At 45.6% G+C, this 21,720-nt stretch carries 21 protein-coding genes, 1 tRNA gene and 1 other RNA gene; 22 read left to right on the plus strand and 1 reads right to left on the minus strand.

Annotated elements, in window-relative coordinates; translation table 11 throughout:
* Positions 1–8 precede the first annotated feature (8 nt).
* From trxB to D1970_RS11580, 6 genes are all read left to right on the plus strand, one after another.
* Positions 9–959 carry a thioredoxin-disulfide reductase gene (gene trxB, locus D1970_RS11555; RefSeq protein WP_119113019.1) on the plus strand — a complete coding sequence of 317 codons (951 nt, stop codon included), beginning with the start codon at positions 9–11 and terminating at the stop codon, positions 957–959.
* 413 nt (positions 960–1,372) lie between these two features.
* Positions 1,373–1,831 (plus strand): NUDIX hydrolase, encoded by a 459-nt coding sequence (locus D1970_RS11560; protein WP_119113020.1) that lies wholly within the window; start codon positions 1,373–1,375, stop codon positions 1,829–1,831.
* A 69-nt stretch (positions 1,832–1,900) separates the two neighbouring features.
* The gene (rapZ, locus tag D1970_RS11565) at positions 1,901–2,794 is read left to right on the plus strand and encodes an RNase adapter RapZ (RefSeq protein ID WP_119113021.1); all 894 of its coding nucleotides are present in this window, start codon (positions 1,901–1,903) and stop codon (positions 2,792–2,794) included.
* Positions 2,791–3,765 (plus strand): gluconeogenesis morphogenetic factor MgfK, encoded by a 975-nt coding sequence (gene mgfK / locus D1970_RS11570; protein WP_119113022.1) that lies wholly within the window; start codon positions 2,791–2,793, stop codon positions 3,763–3,765. Before rapZ ends, mgfK begins: the two co-directional genes overlap by 4 nt.
* A 283-nt stretch (positions 3,766–4,048) precedes the next feature.
* Positions 4,049–4,996: a DNA-binding protein WhiA gene (gene whiA / locus D1970_RS11575; RefSeq protein WP_119113023.1), complete on the plus strand. Its 948-nt coding sequence runs from the start codon at positions 4,049–4,051 to the stop codon at positions 4,994–4,996.
* A gap of 124 nt (positions 4,997–5,120) precedes the next feature.
* Complete coding sequence (locus D1970_RS11580; protein WP_119113024.1) at positions 5,121–5,378, plus strand: HPr family phosphocarrier protein; 258 nt, start codon at positions 5,121–5,123, stop codon at positions 5,376–5,378.
* 47 nt (positions 5,379–5,425) lie between these two features.
* Here the strand turns inward: D1970_RS11580 and clpP are convergent, their stop codons facing one another.
* The gene (clpP, locus tag D1970_RS11585; protein ID WP_119113025.1) at positions 5,426–6,028 is read right to left on the minus strand and encodes an ATP-dependent Clp endopeptidase proteolytic subunit ClpP; all 603 of its coding nucleotides are present in this window, start codon (positions 6,026–6,028) and stop codon (positions 5,426–5,428) included.
* Positions 6,029–6,316: 288 nt separating this feature from the next.
* On the opposite strand from clpP, the gene D1970_RS11590 reads away from it, so the two are divergent.
* From D1970_RS11590 to D1970_RS11665, 16 genes are all read left to right on the plus strand, one after another.
* A tRNA-Arg gene (locus D1970_RS11590) sits at positions 6,317–6,388 on the plus strand.
* Between the two features lie 182 nt (positions 6,389–6,570).
* Positions 6,571–7,917: an RNA polymerase factor sigma-54 gene (gene rpoN, locus D1970_RS11595; protein ID WP_119113026.1), complete on the plus strand. Its 1,347-nt coding sequence runs from the start codon at positions 6,571–6,573 to the stop codon at positions 7,915–7,917.
* A gap of 24 nt (positions 7,918–7,941) precedes the next feature.
* Positions 7,942–8,202 carry a glutaredoxin family protein gene (locus D1970_RS11600; RefSeq protein WP_246370197.1) on the plus strand — a complete coding sequence of 87 codons (261 nt, stop codon included), beginning with the start codon at positions 7,942–7,944 and terminating at the stop codon, positions 8,200–8,202.
* A gap of 136 nt (positions 8,203–8,338) precedes the next feature.
* The gene (locus tag D1970_RS11605; RefSeq protein ID WP_119113027.1) at positions 8,339–9,361 is read left to right on the plus strand and encodes a sugar-binding transcriptional regulator; all 1,023 of its coding nucleotides are present in this window, start codon (positions 8,339–8,341) and stop codon (positions 9,359–9,361) included.
* 70 nt (positions 9,362–9,431) lie between these two features.
* Positions 9,432–10,439 (plus strand): type I glyceraldehyde-3-phosphate dehydrogenase, encoded by a 1,008-nt coding sequence (gap, locus tag D1970_RS11610; RefSeq protein ID WP_119113028.1) that lies wholly within the window; start codon positions 9,432–9,434, stop codon positions 10,437–10,439.
* A gap of 169 nt (positions 10,440–10,608) precedes the next feature.
* Positions 10,609–11,793 carry a phosphoglycerate kinase gene (locus D1970_RS11615; protein WP_119113029.1) on the plus strand — a complete coding sequence of 395 codons (1,185 nt, stop codon included), beginning with the start codon at positions 10,609–10,611 and terminating at the stop codon, positions 11,791–11,793.
* Between the two features lie 102 nt (positions 11,794–11,895).
* Positions 11,896–12,657, plus strand: coding sequence for a triose-phosphate isomerase (gene tpiA / locus D1970_RS11620; protein WP_119113030.1), 762 nt, complete (start codon positions 11,896–11,898; stop codon positions 12,655–12,657).
* Positions 12,650–14,188 (plus strand): 2,3-bisphosphoglycerate-independent phosphoglycerate mutase, encoded by a 1,539-nt coding sequence (gene gpmI / locus D1970_RS11625; RefSeq protein ID WP_119113031.1) that lies wholly within the window; start codon positions 12,650–12,652, stop codon positions 14,186–14,188. The genes tpiA and gpmI overlap by 8 nt, the downstream gene beginning before the upstream one ends.
* Before the next feature lie 13 nt (positions 14,189–14,201).
* Positions 14,202–15,500 (plus strand): phosphopyruvate hydratase, encoded by a 1,299-nt coding sequence (gene eno, locus D1970_RS11630; protein ID WP_119113032.1) that lies wholly within the window; start codon positions 14,202–14,204, stop codon positions 15,498–15,500.
* A 252-nt stretch (positions 15,501–15,752) separates the two neighbouring features.
* A complete protein-coding gene (secG, locus tag D1970_RS11635) occupies positions 15,753–15,986 on the plus strand; it encodes a preprotein translocase subunit SecG (RefSeq protein ID WP_119113033.1) in 234 nt (77 codons plus the stop codon).
* Between the two features lie 183 nt (positions 15,987–16,169).
* On the plus strand, positions 16,170–16,916 hold the full coding sequence (locus D1970_RS11640) for an alpha/beta hydrolase (protein WP_119113034.1): 747 nt from the start codon (positions 16,170–16,172) through the stop codon (positions 16,914–16,916).
* Between the two features lie 51 nt (positions 16,917–16,967).
* Entirely contained in the window at positions 16,968–19,304 is a 2,337-nt protein-coding gene (gene rnr / locus D1970_RS11645) for a ribonuclease R (RefSeq protein ID WP_119113035.1), read from the plus strand.
* Positions 19,305–19,473: 169 nt separating this feature from the next.
* Positions 19,474–19,941, plus strand: a complete 468-nt coding sequence (smpB, locus tag D1970_RS11650; protein WP_119113036.1) for an SsrA-binding protein SmpB — start codon at positions 19,474–19,476, stop codon at positions 19,939–19,941.
* 158 nt (positions 19,942–20,099) lie between these two features.
* Positions 20,100–20,459: a transfer-messenger RNA gene (ssrA, locus tag D1970_RS11655) on the plus strand.
* 127 nt (positions 20,460–20,586) lie between these two features.
* A complete protein-coding gene (locus tag D1970_RS11660; RefSeq protein ID WP_142921015.1) occupies positions 20,587–20,772 on the plus strand; it encodes a hypothetical protein in 186 nt (61 codons plus the stop codon).
* 535 nt (positions 20,773–21,307) lie between these two features.
* On the plus strand, positions 21,308–21,720 hold a 413-nt coding region (locus D1970_RS11665), incomplete at its 3' end, for a hypothetical protein (RefSeq protein WP_182478595.1).

Genomic DNA, 21,720 nt, shown 5'->3' on the forward strand with positions numbered 1-21,720 from the left:
TGGACACCATGTCGGAAGAAAAAATTTATGATGTCATCATCATTGGTGCAGGGCCGGCAGGAATGACGGCTGCTGTGTATACATCAAGGGCGAATTTATCGACGCTAATGATTGAACGGGGCGTTCCGGGCGGCCAGATGGCCAATACAGAAGAGGTCGAAAACTATCCTGGTTTTGACCATATTCTCGGACCGGAGCTCTCTACAAAAATGTTCGACCATGCGAAGAAATTCGGTGCCGAATATGCTTATGGGGATGTTAAAGAAGTCATCGACGGCAAAGAGTATAAAACCGTTGTGGCAGGTTCCAAGGAATACAAGGCACGTGCTATCATCCTTTCTGCCGGTGCGGAATACAAGAAGATTGGCGTACCAGGTGAAAAAGAACTTGGCGGCCGGGGCGTATCCTATTGCGCGGTATGCGACGGAGCATTTTTTAAAGGAAAAGAACTCTTCGTTATCGGCGGCGGAGATTCCGCTGTTGAAGAAGGCGTGTATTTGACCCGCTTTGCATCGAAAGTAACAATCGTTCATCGCCGCGACGAGCTGCGTGCCCAAAAAATTCTTCAGGACCGCGCTTTTGCCAATGAAAAAATTGATTTCATCTGGAGTCATACGGTCAAAGAAATCAACGGAAAAGACGGCAAGGTAGGCAGCATCACGCTGGTGTCGACGAAGGATGGGAAAGAAACCGAAATCGATACAGACGGCGTATTCATTTACATCGGAATGGTGCCCCTGACAAAGCCGTTTGAAAGCCTTGGCATCACCAACAGCAATGGCTACATCGTAACAAATGAACTGATGGAAACGAAAGTGCCTGGAATTTTCGCTGCTGGCGATATCCGTGAAAAGACACTGCGCCAAATCGTTACTGCGACTGGCGACGGCAGTATTGCTGCTCAAAATGCCCAGCACTTTGTTGAGGAACTGAAGGAAGAGCTGAAGGCTAAGGCCTAATTTTACAGAGCGGTAAGATCCTTTAGTTGAAAAAATTCAAAAGTAACGGTTTATTAATTCTTCTGTAACAGTAGTGAAATAATCTTCAGGTATTATAGGAGTTGAAATTGACCCCCTTTTGAAAATATAATCCTTTTACAGCACAGGTTCTCCTGTGCTCTTTTTTTTATTTTCAGTATAGTACAGGTTTCACCAATTGAGTATAACAAGGCTGCCAAAACAGTTTGGGAGCCAATTTGTACCTTTACAAAAATATCATTTTTCAATTCATTGAGAGTGATTTCTAAAAATAGTATAATAAAAAGAATGAGAGATCAGGCAGCCCGTTCTTTGTCCATGTGCCTTACCGTGTCACATGTCATGGAATGCAAGGCTGTTTTTTCACAAAGTAAATAAAATTGTAGGTGAATGCCATGCAGCGCGTGACAAATTGTGTACTAATCAGAGATAATAAGGTCCTTTTGCTGCAAAAGCCCCGCAGAGGATGGTGGGTTGCCCCAGGCGGCAAAATGGAATCCGGTGAGACAGCGAAGGATTCATGTATCCGGGAATTCCGTGAAGAGACAGGGATTTATTTGCTGAATCCCAAAATCAAGGGGATTTTTACGTTTGTCATCAAAGACGGGGACCAGGTGGTCTCGGAATGGATGATGTTCACTTTTTTTGCCACCGAATCAACGGGAGTCCATCTTGAGCAATCAGATGAAGGGACGCTTCAGTGGCAAGATGTTCAAGACATCAAGAATCTTCCGATGGCTGCAGGTGATTCTCATATCCTCGATTATATGGTGCAGGGGAAAGGAATCATTTACGGAGCATTTACCTATACACCAGATTTTGAACTGATTCAATACCGGCTTGATCCGAACTAAAACTGGACAGGAAGTGTCCTGTTTTACAATAAAAGTTTCTATATAAAATGCAGAATTGGGGGGTAAAGTATGACGACCGGCTCAACAACCGATACCCAGATTGTTATTATTACAGGAATGTCGGGGGCGGGGAAAACAGTTGCTATTCAAAGTTTCGAGGACCTTGGGTTTTTCTGTGTTGATAACCTGCCTCCAACCCTGCTTCCGAAATTTCTTGAATTGATGAAGGAATCCGGCAATAAAATGAATAAAGTTGCCCTTGTAATGGACTTACGCGGCAGGGAGTTCTTTGATTCACTGTTCAGGGCGCTCGATGACCTTGGGGAGACATCATGGGTGACACCAAAAATCCTGTTTTTGGATGCCGACGATGCGGCGCTTGTAAGGCGTTACAAGGAAACGAGGCGTTCTCACCCACTGGCTCCGTCTGGATTGCCTCTGGAAGGCATTAAGCTTGAGCGTAATCTTCTTGAAGAACTGAAGGGCAGAGCTCAGATTATATACAACACGTCTGCAATCAAGCCAAAAGAACTGCGCGAAAAAATCCTCGAGGATTTCGCGGCTGATGGCAAGGCGATTTTTACAGTGAATGTCATGTCATTTGGCTTTAAGCATGGCCTTCCAATCGATGCAGATCTTGTATTTGATGTCAGATTCCTGCCGAATCCTCATTATATTGACCATATGCGGCCAAAGACGGGGCTTGATGAGGAAGTTTCAACCTACGTGCTGAAATGGAACGAAACGCATAAGTTTCTTGAAAAAGTGACAGATTTGCTTGGTTTCATGCTCCCGCATTACAAACGTGAAGGCAAGTCGCAGCTTGTGGTCGCAATCGGATGTACAGGCGGACAGCATCGATCGGTGGCGCTTGCGGAATATATCGCCCATTACTTTGAAAAAGAGTATAAAACAAGGGTGACGCATCGCGACATTGAAAAGAGGAAGGAAAAGACAACATGAGAACCAGTAGTCAGCCAAGAATCGTCATCATTGGCGGCGGCACCGGGCTGCCTGTTTTGCTTAGGGGCCTAAAAAGTTACCCTGTCGATATTACGGCAATCGTCACGGTAGCCGATGACGGTGGAAGCTCAGGACGATTGAGGGATGATATGTCTGTCCCTCCGCCCGGTGATATCCGTAATGTACTCGCTGCGTTGTCGGATGTTGAACCGCTCGTTGAAGAAATGTTCCAACACCGCTTTAAAACCTCGAATGAGCTTTCCGGACACTCGCTCGGAAACTTGATTCTTGCCGCGATGACTTCGATTACCGGCAACTTTTCACATGCAATCCAGGAAATGAGCAGGGTGCTTAATGTTAAAGGCAAGGTCCTGCCGGCTGCGAACCGGAGCGTGGTCCTTAATGCCGAGATGGAGGATGGCACGGTCGTCCGCGGCGAAAGCAAAATTCCCTACTCGGGTAAAAAAATAAAACGGGTGTTTCTAAATCCGGGAAATGTTCGCCCGCTTCCTGAAACAATTGATGAAATAAGGGCAGCGGATTTGATCGTTATCGGTCCTGGAAGCCTGTTTACCAGTATTCTGCCGAACTTGCTAGTGGAAAAGATCGGCAGGGAAGTGTGCGCGGCAAAAGCAAAAACAGTATATATTTGCAATCTCATGACCCAGGCGGGTGAAACGCTCGATTATACCGCGAGCGACCATATTAAGGCCATTTATGACCATATGGGCTGCTCATTTCTCGATACAGTCCTTGTTAATAGCGAAGCAATACCAGAGGATGTAGAGCTGCGCTACAAGGAGGAACTTGCACAGCCTGTCCGATTTGACCGTGAACGGCTTCACCAGCTTGGCGTTGAAATCGTTGAGGAAGAAATTGTGATCCAAGAAGGAAATGTGATTCGCCATGACACAAACAAGGTGGCGAAAACCCTGTATAATCTTCTTAAGCATGAAGTGAAAGAGAAATAAACTGAATATGATTGCAAGCAGCTATAAATGCGTCCCTGCTGTCAGGGGGCGCGTTGCTTAATATATAATTGTTTTTTTACTGTCCGGTGCCCAGCGCCTAGTGGGCTTCGCTCATCACCATAGGATAAAGTACAGGACGTGCGCGCCCTTAGCGTTATAAGTCAATATCGATTCGCTAACGCTCATCGTGTTTCCTTTATCTCGGTCATTAAAAGGCGAGGCGACTGTCCAGTCCATACGGCGCCAAACGGGCGCATACGCTTTTATAATTGGAGGTGTGAAGATGTCTTTCGCTTCGGAGACGAAGAAAGAACTTACGAATCTTGATGTGAAAGGCTGCTGCAGCAAGGCAGAGATGTCTGCGCTTATTCGGATGAATGGTTCCCTTTCCTTTTCAAGCCGCGAGCTTGTGGTTGACATACAAACCGAAAATGCGGCTATTGCCCGAAGGATTTACACATTGATTAAAAAGAATTATGATTCGCAGGTTGAATTGCTTGTCCGCAAAAAGATGCGGCTAAAGAAAAACAATGTCTACATTGTACGTCTTAAGGATTCGGCAAGAGAGATACTGGAAGACCTGAAAATTCTCGGTGAAGGTTTTTCCTTTATCTATCGTATTTCAGATGATCTGGTCAAGAAGAAATGTTGTAAGCGTTCTTATTTGAGGGGGGCATTTCTTGCAGGCGGTTCGGTGAACAACCCTGAAACTTCCTCCTATCATCTCGAAATTTTTTCGCTTTATCAGGAGCATAATGAATCACTGTGCGAGCTGATGAATAAATTTGAATTAAATAGTAAAACGCTCGAGCGGAAGAAGGGCTTTATTACATATTTGAAGGAAGCGGAGAAAATTACCGAGTTTTTAAATATTGTTGGAGCACATAATGCACTTCTTCGTTTTGAAGATATCCGGATTGTCCGGGACATGAGGAACTCCGTCAACAGGCTGGTGAACTGTGAAACAGCCAATCTGAACAAAACGATTGGCGCAGCCCTCAGGCAGGTTGAAAACATCCGCTACATTCGCGATACGGTCGGGCTACATATTTTGCCGGATAAGCTTAGGGAAATTGCTGAGCTTCGAGTGAATTACCAGGATGTCACCTTGAAAGAATTGGGTGAAATGGTATCTGGAGGCAGTATCAGCAAATCCGGCATCAACCACCGCCTAAGGAAAATCGATGAGATTGCGGAGAAGCTCCGCGCGGGCGATATGGCCAAACACTGACAGAAGATGTACCAGGCAGATTGGAGCATACCAGGCTTTTCTTTGGAGAAGCCTTTGTAAAAACATCGAAGCCTGAACCCAAAATAAAGGAATTTCAAATAATGATGGTGGAGGAGGAAAAAACATGGTGGAAAAGCAAGTGGAAGTAAAGCTAAAAACCGGTTTGCAAGCCCGTCCGGCGGCATTGTTCGTTCAGGAAGCTAATCGTTTTTCTTCAGAAATCTTCCTTGAGAAGGATGGCAAGAAGGTTAATGCAAAAAGTATTATGGGCCTCATGAGCCTTGCGGTTGGTATTGGATCGACGGTGAAACTGAGTGCTGAGGGAAGAGATGAGGCAGAGGCACTGGCAACTCTGTCTGCCTATGTTGCAAAGGAAGACTAATGCGGATAGAAAAAAACTCGCTGCCTGGCAGCGAGTTTTTTGCAATTTTATTTATTTGTTCCTTCATTTGGATTGCGTTTCACGATATGGTCAACGAGGCCATATTCTTTAGCGCGGTCTGCAGTCATGAAGTTATCGCGCTCTGTGTCGCGCTGAATTACTTCAAGCGACTGGCCAGTGCGTTCAGAAAGGATGTTGTTCAGCTTGTCGCGAAGGAAAAGAATACGCTTGGCGGCAATTTCGATTTCAGTTGCCTGACCCTGCGCTCCGCCGAGTGGCTGATGAATCATAACTTCTGCGTTTGGAAGGGCATAACGCTTGCCTTTTGTACCAGCTGCAAGCAGGAATGCACCCATGGATGCAGCCATCCCGATGCAGATTGTCTGGACATTTGGCTTGATAAATTGCATTGTATCATAAATCGCCATGCCTGCTGTGATGCTTCCGCCTGGGCTGTTGATGTAGATGGAAATGTCTTTCTCTGGGTTTTCTGCATCAAGGAAAAGAAGCTGTGCAACGATCGAGTTGGCTACTTGGTCGTCAATCGCGCTTCCAAGCATGATGATGCGGTCTTTTAGCAATCGTGAATAAATATCGTAAGCGCGTTCGCCCCGATTTGTCTGTTCAATGACTGTAGGAATCAAGTTCATATTCTGTGTTCCTCCTTTAATCCTAAGGTTTGCTGGGTTGCGGCTACTCGCCCCACACCAGGGAATCTATGTACTGTTAATGATACACCGATGGTCAATAAAGGTCAAACGAATCACTCTTGCCAGCGCAGGGAAAGTTTCGACACAAAGAGCTGGCAAAAAACAACTGTCTTTCCATCTTACCCACCCCTCCAGTTTTTAAACTGAAAAACAGCTTGCATTATCGATCTCTATCACCTATAATAGGTAAACGTAACACCAACCAGCTTTTCCAATATAATAATATATGCCCTCGTGGTGCAACGGATAGCACGTAAGATTCCGGTTCTTGAGATGTGGGTTCGATTCCTGCCGAGGGCGCTAACAATAAAAGCATTTTTCGCAATACGCGAGAAGTGCTTTTATTTTTATCTTTTATTCCACAAATGAGGGAGCTCCTGCCTCCTTTTAAGTGTTTTTGTGTCAGAATTGTGAACTGACAGGATATTTTTCATTCCGCTTCCGGCCATTATCATGTAAAATGAGGGCAGGAGGCGATGGGGATGGATTTAAAGGCCGGGTTATGGCAAAAGCAGACCTTGAAATTGGCGATGACGCAGGAGCTTTCGCAGGCGATTGCGCTGTTGCAGTATTCTGCCCAGGAGCTTGCCGCTTTTTTGGAAGATAAAATGGTGGAAAATCCCCTGCTTCAGGTTGATTATAAGAATATAAAATCGGTCGATCCAAGACTGGGAAGAGAAAGGAAGTCCAGTGCTTCCGGCAGTTCTGGCGGACAGGGACAGAAAAATTGGATAGAACAAATTGGGCAGACTTCAGAAACGCTACAGGACCATTTAGCGTTTCAGCTGAACATGATGGCTGTATCACCTTTAGAGCGTAAAGTGATTCAGGTGTTTATCGAATCTATAGATGAAAACGGTTACTTGGGAACAGACTGCGAGGAAGCCGGTAAAAGATACAATACTAGTCTGGAGGAAGTGGAGCGCTGCCTGTCGATCCTGCAGGGAATGGAACCAGCGGGCATCGGGGCAAGGGGATTGCAGGAATGTCTGCTTCTCCAGCTTGAACGAAAAATCTGCTGCCCGGAGAGCGAGTTAGCGTATGCAATTATCCAACAGCACTTTCTCCTTTTCGCTGAGAAAAAATGGAAAATGCTTGCGAAGCTGATGAAAACGGATTTAAAAGCAATCCAAAAAGCATTCGACTATGTCCAGTCTCTTAATCCAAGGCCCGGTGCTATTTTTCAAAGTGAAAAGGCAGCCTACGTGGTCCCAGATGTCGTGGTGAGGATTGAGGATGGTGCTTTGACGGTGAGCCTGTTCAATGGCACTGTGCCGAAAGTAACCTTCAACCAGGGTTACTATCAGCAAATGGCTGCACATCAGGACGCGGAAGTATCGCGGTTCTTACAGGAAAAGCAAAGCGATTACCAATGGATTTTGAAAAGCCTTGAGCAGCGAAATGAAACCTTGATGAAAGTCTCACTTAAAATAGTGGAAAAACAGCATAACTTCTTTTTTCATGGTCCATCATGCCTTAACCCGATGACAATGAAGGAAGTTGCTGATGAACTGGGCATCCATGAATCAACTGTGAGCAGGGCTGTTCGCGAAAAGTATATGCAGACACCGCTTGGTACTTTTGAGTTGAAATCATTCTTCTCCAGCTCCATTAAGACGACAGAACATGAACAAACCTCATCCCGCCAGGCTAAAGCGGGGATTGGCCGGCTGATTAAAGGGGAAAATAAACAAAGCCCGTTGTCAGACCAGGAAATCGTCAGCCTTTTAAAGGAACAGGACGGCATTGTCCTGTCGCGCCGCACTGTTGCAAAATACAGGGAGCAGCTAGGGATTGCATCATCCTCGAAAAGGAAACGGTTTGAATAGATAAACACAGGCAGGGTGAACGGAATGAAAAGAACAGTTACGCTTTATATGAGGGAACGCTGCCATTTATGCAGTGATGCCCTGGTTTTACTTCAAGGTCTCCAGCAAGGCTGGAACTTTGACATATGGGAAGTCGATATTGACAAGGATGATTGCCTTGTTGAAAAGTATGGAATCTCCATTCCTGTCATCGAACTGGAAGGGGAAGAAATCCAGTGGGGCATTGTTGACAAAAATGCCATCATTGAAGCGTTTTCAAGAAAAAACATTGAGTTTATTGGTTGAACTCGCGTTTCACTCCTGCTAGAATGAAATTGTAGCGGGAGTGATTTTTTTTTACATCGAGTGGGACATAATATGTCTAACCGGGACATATAGCGACCAGCTAATTTTATCCCATCATAAAAAGGAGAATATCATCATGTATTCCATTCTTGATATTCAAAAAAGAATTATGCCCGATTTAGTTGAGGTTATGCAAAAACGGTTCCAGATTCTTCAATACATAAATGTAATGCAACCAGTAGGAAGAAGGAGCCTTTCCGGCAGCCTTGGCTTGACGGAGCGGGTGCTGCGGAGCGAAGTTGAATTCCTGAAGGAACAGGATCTCATTCGAATGTCCACACAGGGAATGAGCCTAACTGAAGAAGGGAAAGATATTCTCGACGGCCTCGAACGAATAATGAGGGAAATAACGGGTATAAGCAGACTAGAGGCGCAGCTTAAGGCTAAAATGGGCATCAGGAAAGTCGTGGTTGTACCTGGAGACAGCGATAAATCCCCGTGGGTGAAAAGTGAATTAGGAAATGCATGTGCCGCATGTATGAAAGATGCTCTCCGTGAACATGATATTATCGCAGTGACTGGCGGATCGACAATGGCGGCAGTAGCCGAAATGCTGCCAGCGGATTTTGGGGAGAAAAACCTCCTGTTTGTACCTGCAAGAGGCGGAGTCGGCGAAGACGTGAAGAACCAGGCTAACAGCGTCTCGGCAAACATGGCGGACAGGACCGGTTCCAGGCACAGAGTCTTTTATGTACCCGACCAGGTCAGCAGCCAGATATACGAATCTTTCACCCAGGAGCCTTATGTAAATGAAGTGCTGGGATTAATTAAATCTGCAAGCATGGTATTACATGGTATTGGTGATGCTATAACAATGGCAGAACGGCGGAATACAAACGAGGCTGACATGGAGAAAATCGTCAAAGGAAAAGGCGTTGCCGAAGCTTTTGGCTATTACTTCAACGAGGATGGGGAAATTGTCCACAAAGTACAGACAATTGGCCTTCAGCTCGACGACCTTGAATCGATTCAGCACGTATACGCCGTAGCAGGCGGATTTTCCAAGGCAAAAGCCATCAGATCGTATATGAAACAGGCCCCGGCGTCCACCATCCTGATTACGGATGAAGGAGCAGCAAGAAATTTGGTACAAGGGTAGTCCGGTTCCCGGACAGCCCATTATATAAATGAACCACTAAAAGAGGCACGAATAAAAGGAGGAAAAAATCATGGCAGTAAAAGTTGGAATTAACGGATTTGGACGTATTGGACGTGTGGTTTTCCGCGCAGCCCTTAAGAACCCTAACATCGAGGTAGTGGCAGTAAACGATCTGACAGATGCAAAAATGCTTGCGCATCTTTTAAAATATGACTCTGTACACGGCACACTACAGGAAGATGTCAGTGTTGAAGGAGATTACCTTGTCGTAGCTGGCAAGCGTGTGAAAGTAATCGCAGAAAGAGATCCTGCACAGCTTGGCTGGGGAGATCTTGGCGTTGAAGTTGTCATTGAATCAACTGGACGTTTCACAAAACGTGCGGATGCAGCGAAGCATCTTGAAGCAGGCGCTAAAAAAGTCATCATCTCTGCTCCAGCTTCTGATGAAGACATCACAGTTGTTATGGGCGTTAACCATGAAAGCTATGACCCGGCTAACCACCATGTCATTTCAAACGCTTCTTGCACAACAAACTGCCTTGCACCATTTGCGAAAGTCCTTAACGACAATTTCGGAATCAAGCGCGGCATGATGACAACAGTTCACTCTTATACAAATGACCAGCAAATCCTTGACCTTCCACATAAGGATTACCGCCGTGCACGTGCAGCTGCTGAAAACATCATCCCGACAACTACAGGTGCTGCAAAAGCAGTTTCCCTTGTATTGCCTGAACTGAAAGGCAAGCTGAACGGCGGCGCAATGCGCGTTCCAACTCCGAACGTATCATTGGTTGACCTTGTTGTAGAGCTTGAAAAAGAAGTAACAGTTGAAGAAGTAAACGGAAAGCTTAAAGAAGCTTCAGAAGGCGCTCTAAAAGGCATCCTTGGCTACAGCGAACTTCCGCTTGTATCCGGAGACTACAACGGAAACCCTGATTCTTCCACTATCGACGCGCTTTCCACAATGGTAATGGAAGGCACTATGGTAAAAGTTATTTCTTGGTATGACAACGAGTCAGGCTACTCTAACCGCGTTGTTGACCTAGTTGATTACATCGCTGGAAAAGGCCTGTAATACCGAAAAAACCGTCACCCTGCAATGTCTTCCCTTAAAACGGGGAAAATATTGGATTAACCTACTGTGAACGGATATAATGATATGGTATGAAAAGGGGAGCGGGGACCAATCCCCTCTCCCTTTTCTATTTAAATTGGAATTACCATTTCTGAAGGAGGTCCCTGCCTTGAATAAAAAAACGGTCAAAGATGTGGACGTACAAGGAAAGCGTGTATTTTGCCGCGTTGACTTTAACGTTCCGATGAAGGATGGTCAAGTTACTGATGAAACAAGAATCCGTGCAGCACTGCCGACAATCAATTATTTGTCCGGACAGGGTGCAAAGGTCATTCTGGCCAGCCACCTAGGACGCCCGAAAGGCAAAGTAGTTGAAGAAATGCGTTTGACAGCTGTTGCGGAACGTCTTACAAGTCTGATTGGCAAAGATGTGAAGAAAACAGATGAAGCGTATGGTGATGCTGTTAAAAACGAAATCGCCTCAATGAACAATGGTGATATCCTCTTACTGGAGAATGTCCGCTTTTACCCTGGCGAAGAGAAAAATGATCCGGAGCTTGCGAAGGAATTCGCAGCACTTGCAGACATTTATGTGAATGATGCTTTCGGCGCTGCGCACCGTGCGCATGCTTCGACTGAAGGCATTGCGAAGCATATTCCTGCAGTGTCAGGATTCTTGATGGAGAAAGAGCTCGAAGTTCTTGGAAAAGCACTTTCCAATCCTGAACGGCCTTTCACAGCGATTATTGGAGGAGCTAAGGTAAAAGACAAAATCGGTGTTATCGAAAACCTGCTTGAAAAAGTGGACAATTTGATCATCGGCGGCGGACTTGCCTATACTTTCATTAAAGCACAGGGCCACGAAATCGGAAAATCCCTGCTTGAAAAAGATAAAATTGATCTTGCAAAATCCTTTATGGAAAAAGCAAAAGAAAAAGGCGTCAATTTCTATATGCCTGTCGATGCAATCATTGCTGACGACTTCTCGGAGAATGCAAATTCAAGAACTGTTTCAATTGAAGAAATCCCTTCTGATTGGGAAGCGCTTGATATCGGCCCGAAAACAGCCGAGCTTTACCGGGATGTCATCATGAAGTCCAAGCTTGTTATTTGGAACGGACCAATGGGTGTGTTTGAAATAGATAAGTTTGCAGAGGGAACAAAAGCTGTTGCCAAGGCGCTGGCAGATAGCACTGATACATACTCAGTGATTGGCGGCGGCGACTCAGCAGCTGCGGTTGAAAAATTCAACCTGGCTGACAAGATGAGCCATATTTCCACAGGCGGAGGAGCTTCGCTTGAATTCATGGAAGGCAAAGCCCTTCCAGGCGTAGTCGCCCTTAACGATAAGTAAAGCTACATCCAGTCATACAAACGGGTTTCGAAACCTTCGGACCCACGTTCCGAACCATTCGGAACCTGGTTTTGCAAAAGAAATGAGAAAGGAAGTGCCAGCATGAGAAAGCCAATCATCGCCGGAAACTGGAAAATGTTTAAAACCCTTCCTGAGGCAACTAGTTTTCTTGAAGAAGTGAAAGACCTTGCCCTTTCGAAAGACAAAATGGATTCGGTTGTCTGCGCGCCTGCATTATTTTTGGGCCAGCTTGCCGAAATCGCCAAAAACCATGATATTGAAATCGGCGCCCAAAATATGCACTTTGAAGAAAACGGTGCTTTTACAGGCGAAACAAGCCCGAAAGCACTTGAAGATATTGGCGTTAAATACGTTATAATCGGCCACTCGGAACGTCGTCAAATGTTCAATGAAAGCGATGAGTCTGTCAATAAAAAGACCCTCTCCGCATTCAAATACAATTTGACTCCGATTGTTTGCTGTGGTGAAACACTGGAACAGCGGGAAAATGGCGAAACAAACGAGTTTGTGGCAGAACAGATTAGAAAAGCACTTAAAGGGCTTACTGAAGAGCAAGTAAAACAAACAGTTATTGCATATGAGCCTATCTGGGCCATCGGCACTGGGAAATCTTCGACTGCAGAGGATGCTAATGAAGTATGCGCAGTGATCCGTAAAGTGGTTGCAGAGCAATTTTCACAGGAAGCAGCTGATAGCGTCCGCATTCAGTATGGCGGAAGCGTAAAGCCAGGAAACATTAAAGAATATATGTCCCAGCCAGACATCGATGGCGCGCTTGTAGGCGGAGCAAGCCTCGAATCAGCTTCTTTCCTTCAACTATTGGAGGCAGGTATCCATGAGTAAACAATCACCAACTGCGTTAATTATCCTTGACGGCTTTGGGTGCCGTGGTGAGCAGTTCGGAAATGCTGTTTCCCAGGCTAAAAAGCCGAATTTTGACCGTTTCTGGAATGCTTACCCCCATGCAGAGCTAACGGCTTGCGGGGAAGCGGTCGGCCTTCCGGAAGGGCAGATGGGAAACTCAGAGGTCGGACATTTGAACATCGGTGCCGGCCGGATTGTTTACCAAAGCCTGACGCGTGTGAACATTTCCATCCGTGAAGGCGAATTTGAAAAAAATGAAACCTTCCTGAAAGCAATTAACCATGCGAAGGAAAAAGGAACGGCCCTGCACTTGTTCGGCCTACTGTCTGATGGCGGCGTCCACAGCCATATCAACCATATGTTTGCGCTGTTGAAGCTGGCTGCAAGTGAAGGTCTTGAAAAAGTATATGTGCATGCGTTCCTGGACGGCCGTGATGTAGGCCCGAAAACTGCACCTGGCTTTATCGAGCAAACTCTTGAAAAAATGAATGAAATCGGAGTCGGCGAATTTGCATCGATTTCTGGGCGATACTATTCAATGGACCGCGACAAACGTTGGGATCGGGTAGAGAAATCGTACCGGGCAATGGTGTACGGCGAAGGCCCGACGTACTCGAACCCGATGGAGCTTGTCGAGGACAATTACGAACACGGAATTTTTGACGAGTTTGTCATTCCGTCAGTGCTTGTAAAGCCCGATGGTTCTCCTGTGGCAACAGTCCAAAATGACGATGCAGTGATTTTTTATAACTTCCGCCCTGACCGTGCCATCCAGATTTCAAACACGTTCACAAATAAAGACTTCAGGTCATTTGACCGCGGGCCAAAGCATCCTGAAAACTTGCTCTTTGTGTGTCTGACACACTTTAGCGAAACGGTTGACGGATATGTTGCGTTCGAACCAATGAATCTTGATAATACTTTTGGCGAAGTCATAGCCCAAAACAATATGACACAGCTCCGGATTGCGGAAACGGAAAAATATCCGCATGTCACTTTCTTTATGAGCGGAGGGCGTGAGAAGGAGTTTCCAGGGGAAACCCGGATCCTGATCAATTCACCTAAGGTTGCTACATACGACCTGCAGCCTGAAATGAGCGCGTATGAAGTGACAGACGCACTGCTTAAGGAAATACAGGCTGACAAACACGATGCCATCATCCTGAACTTTGCTAACCCTGACATGGTGGGCCACTCGGGCATGCTCGAGCCTACAATTAAAGCGGTTGAAACAGTTGATGAATGTCTCGGCAAAATCGTTGACCTTATCGTTTCGAAGGGCGGTACGGCGATCATCACGGCAGACCACGGAAATGCTGATGAAGTGCTGACGCTAGAAGGTAATCCAATGACAGCCCATACAACCAACCCAGTGCCGGTTATATTGACGAAAGAAGGCGTTGAACTTCGTGAAGACGGCATTCTCGGAGATCTTGCACCAACGCTCTTGGAACTATTAAAAATTGCACAGCCAGCTGAAATGACTGGAAAATCATTAATCCAAAAATAAGGAGAGATTATTTATGCCATTTATCACTGATGTATACGCACGCGAGGTTCTTGATTCCCGCGGTAACCCAACTGTTGAGGTAGAAGTTTTCACAGAATCAGGCGCTTTCGGACGCGCACTTGTCCCAAGCGGTGCTTCCACTGGCGAATACGAAGCAGTTGAGCTTCGCGATGGCGACAAAAGCCGCTATCTTGGAAAAGGTGTATTGACAGCTGTTCAAAACGTTAACGAAGTCATCGCTCCATTCATTGTTGGCGAAGAGTACAGCGTGCTTGACCAAGTTGGCGTTGACCACGCTTTGATTGGTCTGGATGGTACAGAAAACAAAGGAAAACTTGGTGCGAACGCAATCCTTGGCGTATCAATGGCTGTTGCGCATGCTGCCGCAGACTATCTTGATATTCCTTTGTACCAATACCTTGGCGGATTCAACTCTAAGCAGCTTCCAGTCCCGATGATGAACATCGTAAACGGCGGCGAGCATGCTGACAACAATGTCGACATCCAGGAATTCATGGTAATGCCTGTCGGCGCTGAAAACTTCCGTGAAGCGCTTCGCATGGGTGCGGAAATCTTCCACACCCTGAAGAGCGTTCTAAAGGAAAAAGGTCTTAACACAGCTGTTGGTGACGAAGGCGGATTTGCTCCAAACCTTGGTTCTAACGAAGAAGCTCTTCAAACAATCGTGACAGCAATTGAAAAAGCAGGCTACAAACCAGGCGAGCAAGTGAAGCTTGCAATGGATGCTGCTTCTTCCGAGTTCTACAACAAAGAAGACGGTAAATACCATTTGTCTGGTGAAGGTGTTGTGAAAACATCTGCTGAAATGGTTGACTGGTACGAAGAAATGGCTTCCAAGTACCCAATCATCTCAATCGAAGATGGCCTTGACGAAAACGACTGGGAAGGCCACAAGCTTCTTACTGAGCGCCTTGGCGGCAAAGTACAGCTAGTTGGTGATGACCTATTTGTTACAAACACGAAAAAATTGGCTCAAGGTATCGAGCAGGGCGTAGGCAACTCCATCCTGATCAAAGTGAACCAAATCGGTACACTTACTGAAACTTTCGATGCAATCGAAATGGCGAAACGCGCTGGCTACACAGCTGTCATCTCCCACCGTTCCGGTGAAACAGAAGACAGCACAATCGCTGACATCGCTGTTGCGACAAATGCAGGCCAAATCAAAACTGGTGCTCCGTCCCGTACAGACCGTGTAGCAAAATACAACCAGCTTCTCCGCATTGAGGACCAGCTTGGTGAAACAGCCCAGTACAACGGCATCAAATCTTTCTACAACCTGAAAAAATAATTCATAAAATGAAAACCGCCGGCAGATGTGCCGGCGGTTTTGTCTGTCTAGAAACTACTTAGAATGACCAGTCCCGAAATATACAATGGGGCAGCGTAAACCTGCCGATTGCGATAAAGAAACGTACTGGCGGTTTTTATATACCTTTCTATTCATCAGCACCTGTGAGCGCTAAGTCCGCTATTGTACCCTGCCTGAAAATGTGATAAATTTAAAATACTGTTAGTTGCAGGTTTTTCAGGAGGTGTACTCATGCATATCTTTTTAGTGACGTTGCTAGTGATCGTCTGTATTTCTCTTATTGTTGTTGTCCTGCTGCAATCTAGCCGCAGTACTGGCCTCTCCGGGGCAATTTCTGGCGGCGCCGAGCAATTGTTCGGCAAACAAAAAGCAAGGGGAATCGACTTGATCCTCCACAGGATCACAGTAGTTCTCTCAGTTCTGTTTTTTGTTCTCACCATTGCTGTAACTTATTTCAAACTGTAATTCAATGAGTGTTTTGCGACCCGGCTTCAAGCGAATGCCGGGTTTTTGTGTTGTTTATTGGGCTTTCTGCCGGTTTAAAGGCGTATTTCTGGCATGTTGGCGTAACGTTTGTTAAAACTAAAAGTGATGGGAAAAGAAGAATATCATCAGAGAATATCTATTAGGCAAAGGGAGTTATTTGAAATGAGAAAACTGGTTCCAAAACCATTCACTTTTAAAGCTAGCAAACGGGCCGTATTGCTTCTTCACGGTTTTACCGGGAATTCAGCCGATGTCCGGATGCTTGGCCGATTTTTACAAAGGAAAGGGTACACATGTCATGCCCCTGTCTATAAAGGGCATGGGGTTGAGCCTGAGGAACTTGTACTTGCAGGGCCTGAAGACTGGTGGAAGGATGTAAGTGAAGCGTACAATTTTCTTAAAGACGAAGGGTACGAGGAAATCGCAGTTGCTGGCCTGTCGCTAGGCGGCGTTTTCTCCCTGAAGCTTGGTTACACCGTTCCGGTAAAGGGTATCGTAACAATGTGTGCACCAATGTACATAAAGAGCGAAGGAACGATGTACGAAGGTGTACTGGAGTACGCCAGGGAATATAAAAGGCTTGAAGGCAAAACGAAAGAACAGATTGAGGAAGAGATGGAAGCTTTCAAGAAGACGCCAATGACAACACTGAAAGCTTTACAGGGACTGATCAGCGATGTCCGCAAGCATGTTGACATGATCTATGCGCCTGCATTTGTTATCCAGGCGCGGCAAGATCATATGATCAACCCGGACAGCGCCAATATCATCTTTAACGAGATTGAATCAATTGAAAAAGAAATCAAGTGGTATGAGGAGTCAGGCCATGCGATTACTTTTGATAAAGAACGGGACCAGCTCCATGAAGATGTTTATGCGTTTTTAGAAAAGCTAAATTGGAAAGAATAGAAGTATGTGTGCTAGGCTGGCCACTGAATTTACCTAAAGGGAGGGATTTATATGGAAGAAAACATTAAAGAGCATGTGGACAGATTGCTTCATTACATGAAAGATGAAGCATATAAACCATTGACCGTCCAGGAGCTGGAGCAGGCTTTGGGCATAGATGATTCCGCAGTGTTCAAGGATTTCGTCAAGGCGCTTGTCGCTATGGAGGAAAAAGGGATTGTTGTCAGGACTAGAAGCAATCGCTATGGACTTCCGGGAAAAATGAATCTTGTCCGCGGAAAGCTGACAGGTCATGCGAAGGGCTTTGCTTTTGTCATACCTGAGGAGCAGGGTGTGGATGATATTTTCATTCCGCCAAATGAGACAAACAATGCCATGCACGGGGACATCGTCCTTGCACGGGTTTCACCGGAATCGGCTGGACAGCGTCGCGAAGGAACGATTATCAGGATTCTTGAGCGCGGCGTTCAACAGGTTGTCGGGACTTATACGGAAAGCCGGCACTTTGGATTTGTCATCCCGGATGACAAGAAGCTGACAAGTGATATTTTTATACCGAAAGAGGCATCTGGCGGAGCTGTGGAAGGGCATAAGGTTGTTGTAAAGCTGACATCCTACCCTGAAGGACGGAAAAGTGCCGAAGGGGAAGTTGTTGCCATCCTTGGCCACAAGAATGATCCAGGTGTTGATATCCTGTCCGTTATCCACAAGCACGGACTTCCACAGGAATTCCCTGCTGAAGTTCTCAACCAGGCCAACTCGACGCCTGACAGCATCGACGAAAGTGAACTTGCTAATCGCCGCGATCTGCGAAACGAAACGATTGTCACGATTGATGGTGCGGATGCGAAGGACCTTGATGATGCGGTTACCGTCACTAAGCTTGAGAATGGCAACTATAAACTTGGCGTCCATATTGCCGATGTAACTTACTATGTCCGCGAAGGCTCGGCAATCGATGCAGAGGCAGAGGAGCGGGGCACTAGCGTATATTTGGTCGACAGGGTTATCCCGATGATTCCACACAGGCTGTCTAATGGCATCTGTTCATTGAATCCAAAGGTCGACAGGCTAACACTTAGCTGTAATATGGAAATCACCCAGGATGGCGAAGTTGTGGACCATGAGATCTACCAAAGCGTCATCAAGACAACCGAGCGGATGACTTACTATGATGTGAACAAAATCCTTGTCGATAAGGATGAAGAACTGCTCGGGAAATACGAGCCGCTCGTTCCAATGTTCGAATTGATGGAAGAATTGGCTGCGGTTCTCCGCGAAAAGAGGATGAAGCGAGGCGCCATCGACTTTGATTTCAAAGAGTCGAAAGTGATTGTTGATGAAGATGGAAAACCGGCCGATGTCGTTATTCGTGAGCGTTCTGTTGCAGAGAAGCTGATTGAGGAATTCATGCTTGCGGCGAATGAAACAGTAGCGGAGCATTTTCATTGGATGGAAGTACCGTTCATTTACCGGATTCATGAGGACCCAAAAGAGGACAAGCTGCGGAGATTCTTTGAATTCATTACCAATTTTGGCTATATTGTCAAAGGAACAGCGAACTCCGTTCACCCTCGGGCATTGCAGGAGATTATTGAAGAGGTACAGGGCAAGCCAGAAGAAATGGTGGTTTCAACTGTCATGCTGCGATCGATGCAGCAGGCGAAGTATTTCGAAGAAAGCCTTGGTCACTTCGGGCTGTCGACTGACTATTATACCCACTTCACTTCACCGATTCGCCGCTACCCGGACTTGATTGTCCACAGGCTGATCCGCACGTATCTCATTGAAGGGAAGATTGACAACGCGACACGGGAGAGATGGAACAGCATGCTTTCAGAAATCGCGAAGCATTCCTCGGACATGGAACGCAGAGCTGTTGAAGCCGAGCGGGAAACGGATGAACTGAAGAAAGCCGAGTACATGGAAGACAAGATTGGCGAAGAGTATGACGGCATGATCAGTTCGGTAACGAACTTCGGAATGTTTGTCGAACTGCCAAACACGATTGAAGGGCTTGTCCATGTCAGTTACATGACGGATGACTATTATCGTTTTGATGATCGTCACTTCGCAATGATTGGTGAGCGGACGGGGAATGTTTTCCGTATTGGCGATGAAATTACGGTGCGTGTGATCAACGTGAACAAGGATGAGCGCTCCATCGACTTTGAAATCGTCGGCATGAAAGGCACCCGCCGTGAGCGGCCTTCAACGCCTCGCGTCTTCAAAACAGGAAGTACGGAAAAGAAGCCGCGCAGAGGCAGCGAAGGGCGTAACAACGGAGAGTCACCAAAGGAAAATGGAAAAGCGCCAGGCAAGGCAGGCAAGGGGCGAAACAAGAAGTTCTTTGAAAACGCTCCAAAAGCCAAGCGAAAAAAACGCTAGGTCCCTATTTAACACACTAAAGCAGTGGGGGTCAGGCACCCTTTACCTCAGTAAAGGGTGCCTGACCCCCACCACGGCAGTGCATTAAAGCGCCCGCCATCTTGCACTTTTGCGGGGCCCTCGTTTTTGCTAAAATAGAGAGACAGTAGAGAGAAAGTAGGGGAGATTCATGCCAAAAGGCGCTGGAAAGACGGTCGCCCAAAATAAAAAGGCCTACCATGATTATTTTATTGAAGACACATACGAAACAGGAATCGTCCTGCAGGGAACAGAAATCAAAGCAATCAGGGCAGGCAGGGCCAACCTGAAAGATTCCTATGCCCGCATCCAGAATGGGGAAGTATGGCTTTACAGCATGCATATCAGTCCATATGAACAGGGCAACCGCTACAACCATGATCCTTTGCGGACCAGGAAACTTCTCCTTCATAAGCGGGAGATCGCAAAGCTGATCGGCGAAACAAAGGAAACGGGCTTTGCACTTGTCCCATTGAAGCTTTTCATGAAGGATGGCTATGCGAAAATTCTGCTTGGCCTTGCAAGAGGGAAAAAGAAGTACGATAAGCGTGAAGACCTGAAAAAGAAAGAAGCAAAACGCGATATCGAGCGTGCATTCCGCGACCGGCAAAAAATGTAATCATGCTCCGCCGCCGCATTCGCCGGCTGGATTACAGCAAGTGTTACCAGTTGAAAACCATGTCAGATGTGATATAATAATAATTGTCACATCAGTGGCAAACAGCTTTTGCTCGGGACATTCCGAGTTTCCTAACGCCTGTTTATACCATACTATATGGGGACGTTACGGATTCGACAGGGGTAGTTCGAGCTTAGGTTGCGAGTCGAGGGGATCGGCCTCGTTAAAACGTCAAAGCCTATAACTGGCAAACAACAAAACTCTTTCGCTCTAGCTGCTTAATAGCACTTTAGCGGTTCGCCCCTCCATAGCCCATGTGGTAGGGTAGCGGACTCAAATTTAGTGGGCTACGCCGGATTCCACCGTCTGAGGATGAAGGAAGAGAACAACCAGGCTAGCTGGCCGGACGCCTGTCGATAGGCATAAGGATCAGCGAAATGCGAATATGTCGACTACACTCGTAGATGCTTAAGTGCCGATGCTTCTGGACGTGGGTTCGACTCCCACCGTCTCCACCATACATATTGTATTGGTGGATTTTTTATTTTTGTTTCTTAAAGCATAAAAATGTCATCTTTACACCTTTGTGATCATTATAAATCGTTTATTAAAATTAACTAGTAAATAGCTTTAAGGGAGGAAAAAATGAGTAATCCTTATGATGGATATGAATTATTTGAGGAAACTTCAAAAGATGGCTTCGTGTATGGAGAAATTAGTGATCACTTTGATTATGATACTGAAGACGGTACTACTTACGGCGACGGTTTTATACAAGGGGCCTGTTGGAACAAGAGCAGGTGTTATTTGGCAAGTAGAAGACAAAGTTAAATTTACAACGGAAATAGAGCCTGAAAAAGATAGATGGGGAGTATATAATATTTGGTTTACCATATTATAGAGCAGTTTAATATTTATTTACCATTCATGCTTATCGAAAAGCCAAGTCTTAACCAATAACTTAACCAATATTGTATGAAAAATAATGGTCAATAATGTATGAATAGTAATAATGAAACTAATGAAAATTCAAGCCTAAATCCGTTCGCTCATAAACAAAATGAGCGAACGGATTTTTTTATGAGTTGGCTCCAAAGAAAACTCAATATCCTCCTAATTTAATGGGGGTATTTGTCGGTCTATTGGGAGCTTACAATAAATTACAACTAAAATAAAATTTTAGAAAATTTAATTAATAAATCATTGACATATACAGGTCAAAGGTCAATTACTTAGAATTATTCACTCGTGCGGCTTTTTGGTTTATTTTCGGTTAACCGAAGGTTTTACTGGGTATGGAAAACAAAATTTTGTACATGATAAAAATGTTCCTATTACAATGTGGGTACAAAAGGAGGATTTTTAAATGGACAAGAAAACAGAAAAGAAAATTGAAGCTGTAGCACGTAAGGCAGCGGATACAGAAATTTCTCAAGAATTAAGTGCAATTCAACACCAAGTGCAACATTTACAACAAGCTTTATCTCAGATGTCCCAATCTTCACAAGGACAGCAACAACAAGGACAGCAAAATCAGCAAGGTCTTCAACATGCCAATCAATTGATGCAACAACTTCAACAATTTAGTCAACAGTCTCAACAACAAATGCAACAATCTGATCAGCAATTACAACAAACTATTCAACAAGCTATCCAAACTTTAAATCAAGGCTTACAGCATCTTCAATCTAATCAAACATTAAATCAAATCAATCAAGCTATATCCCAAGCCCAGCAACAAATTAAACAAATGGGTAGCCAACAAGGGCAACAAATGGG

Source organism: Mesobacillus zeae (assembly GCF_003570705.1).
GTDB classification, from domain to species: Bacteria; Bacillota; Bacilli; order Bacillales; family Cytobacillaceae; genus Mesobacillus_C; species Mesobacillus_C zeae.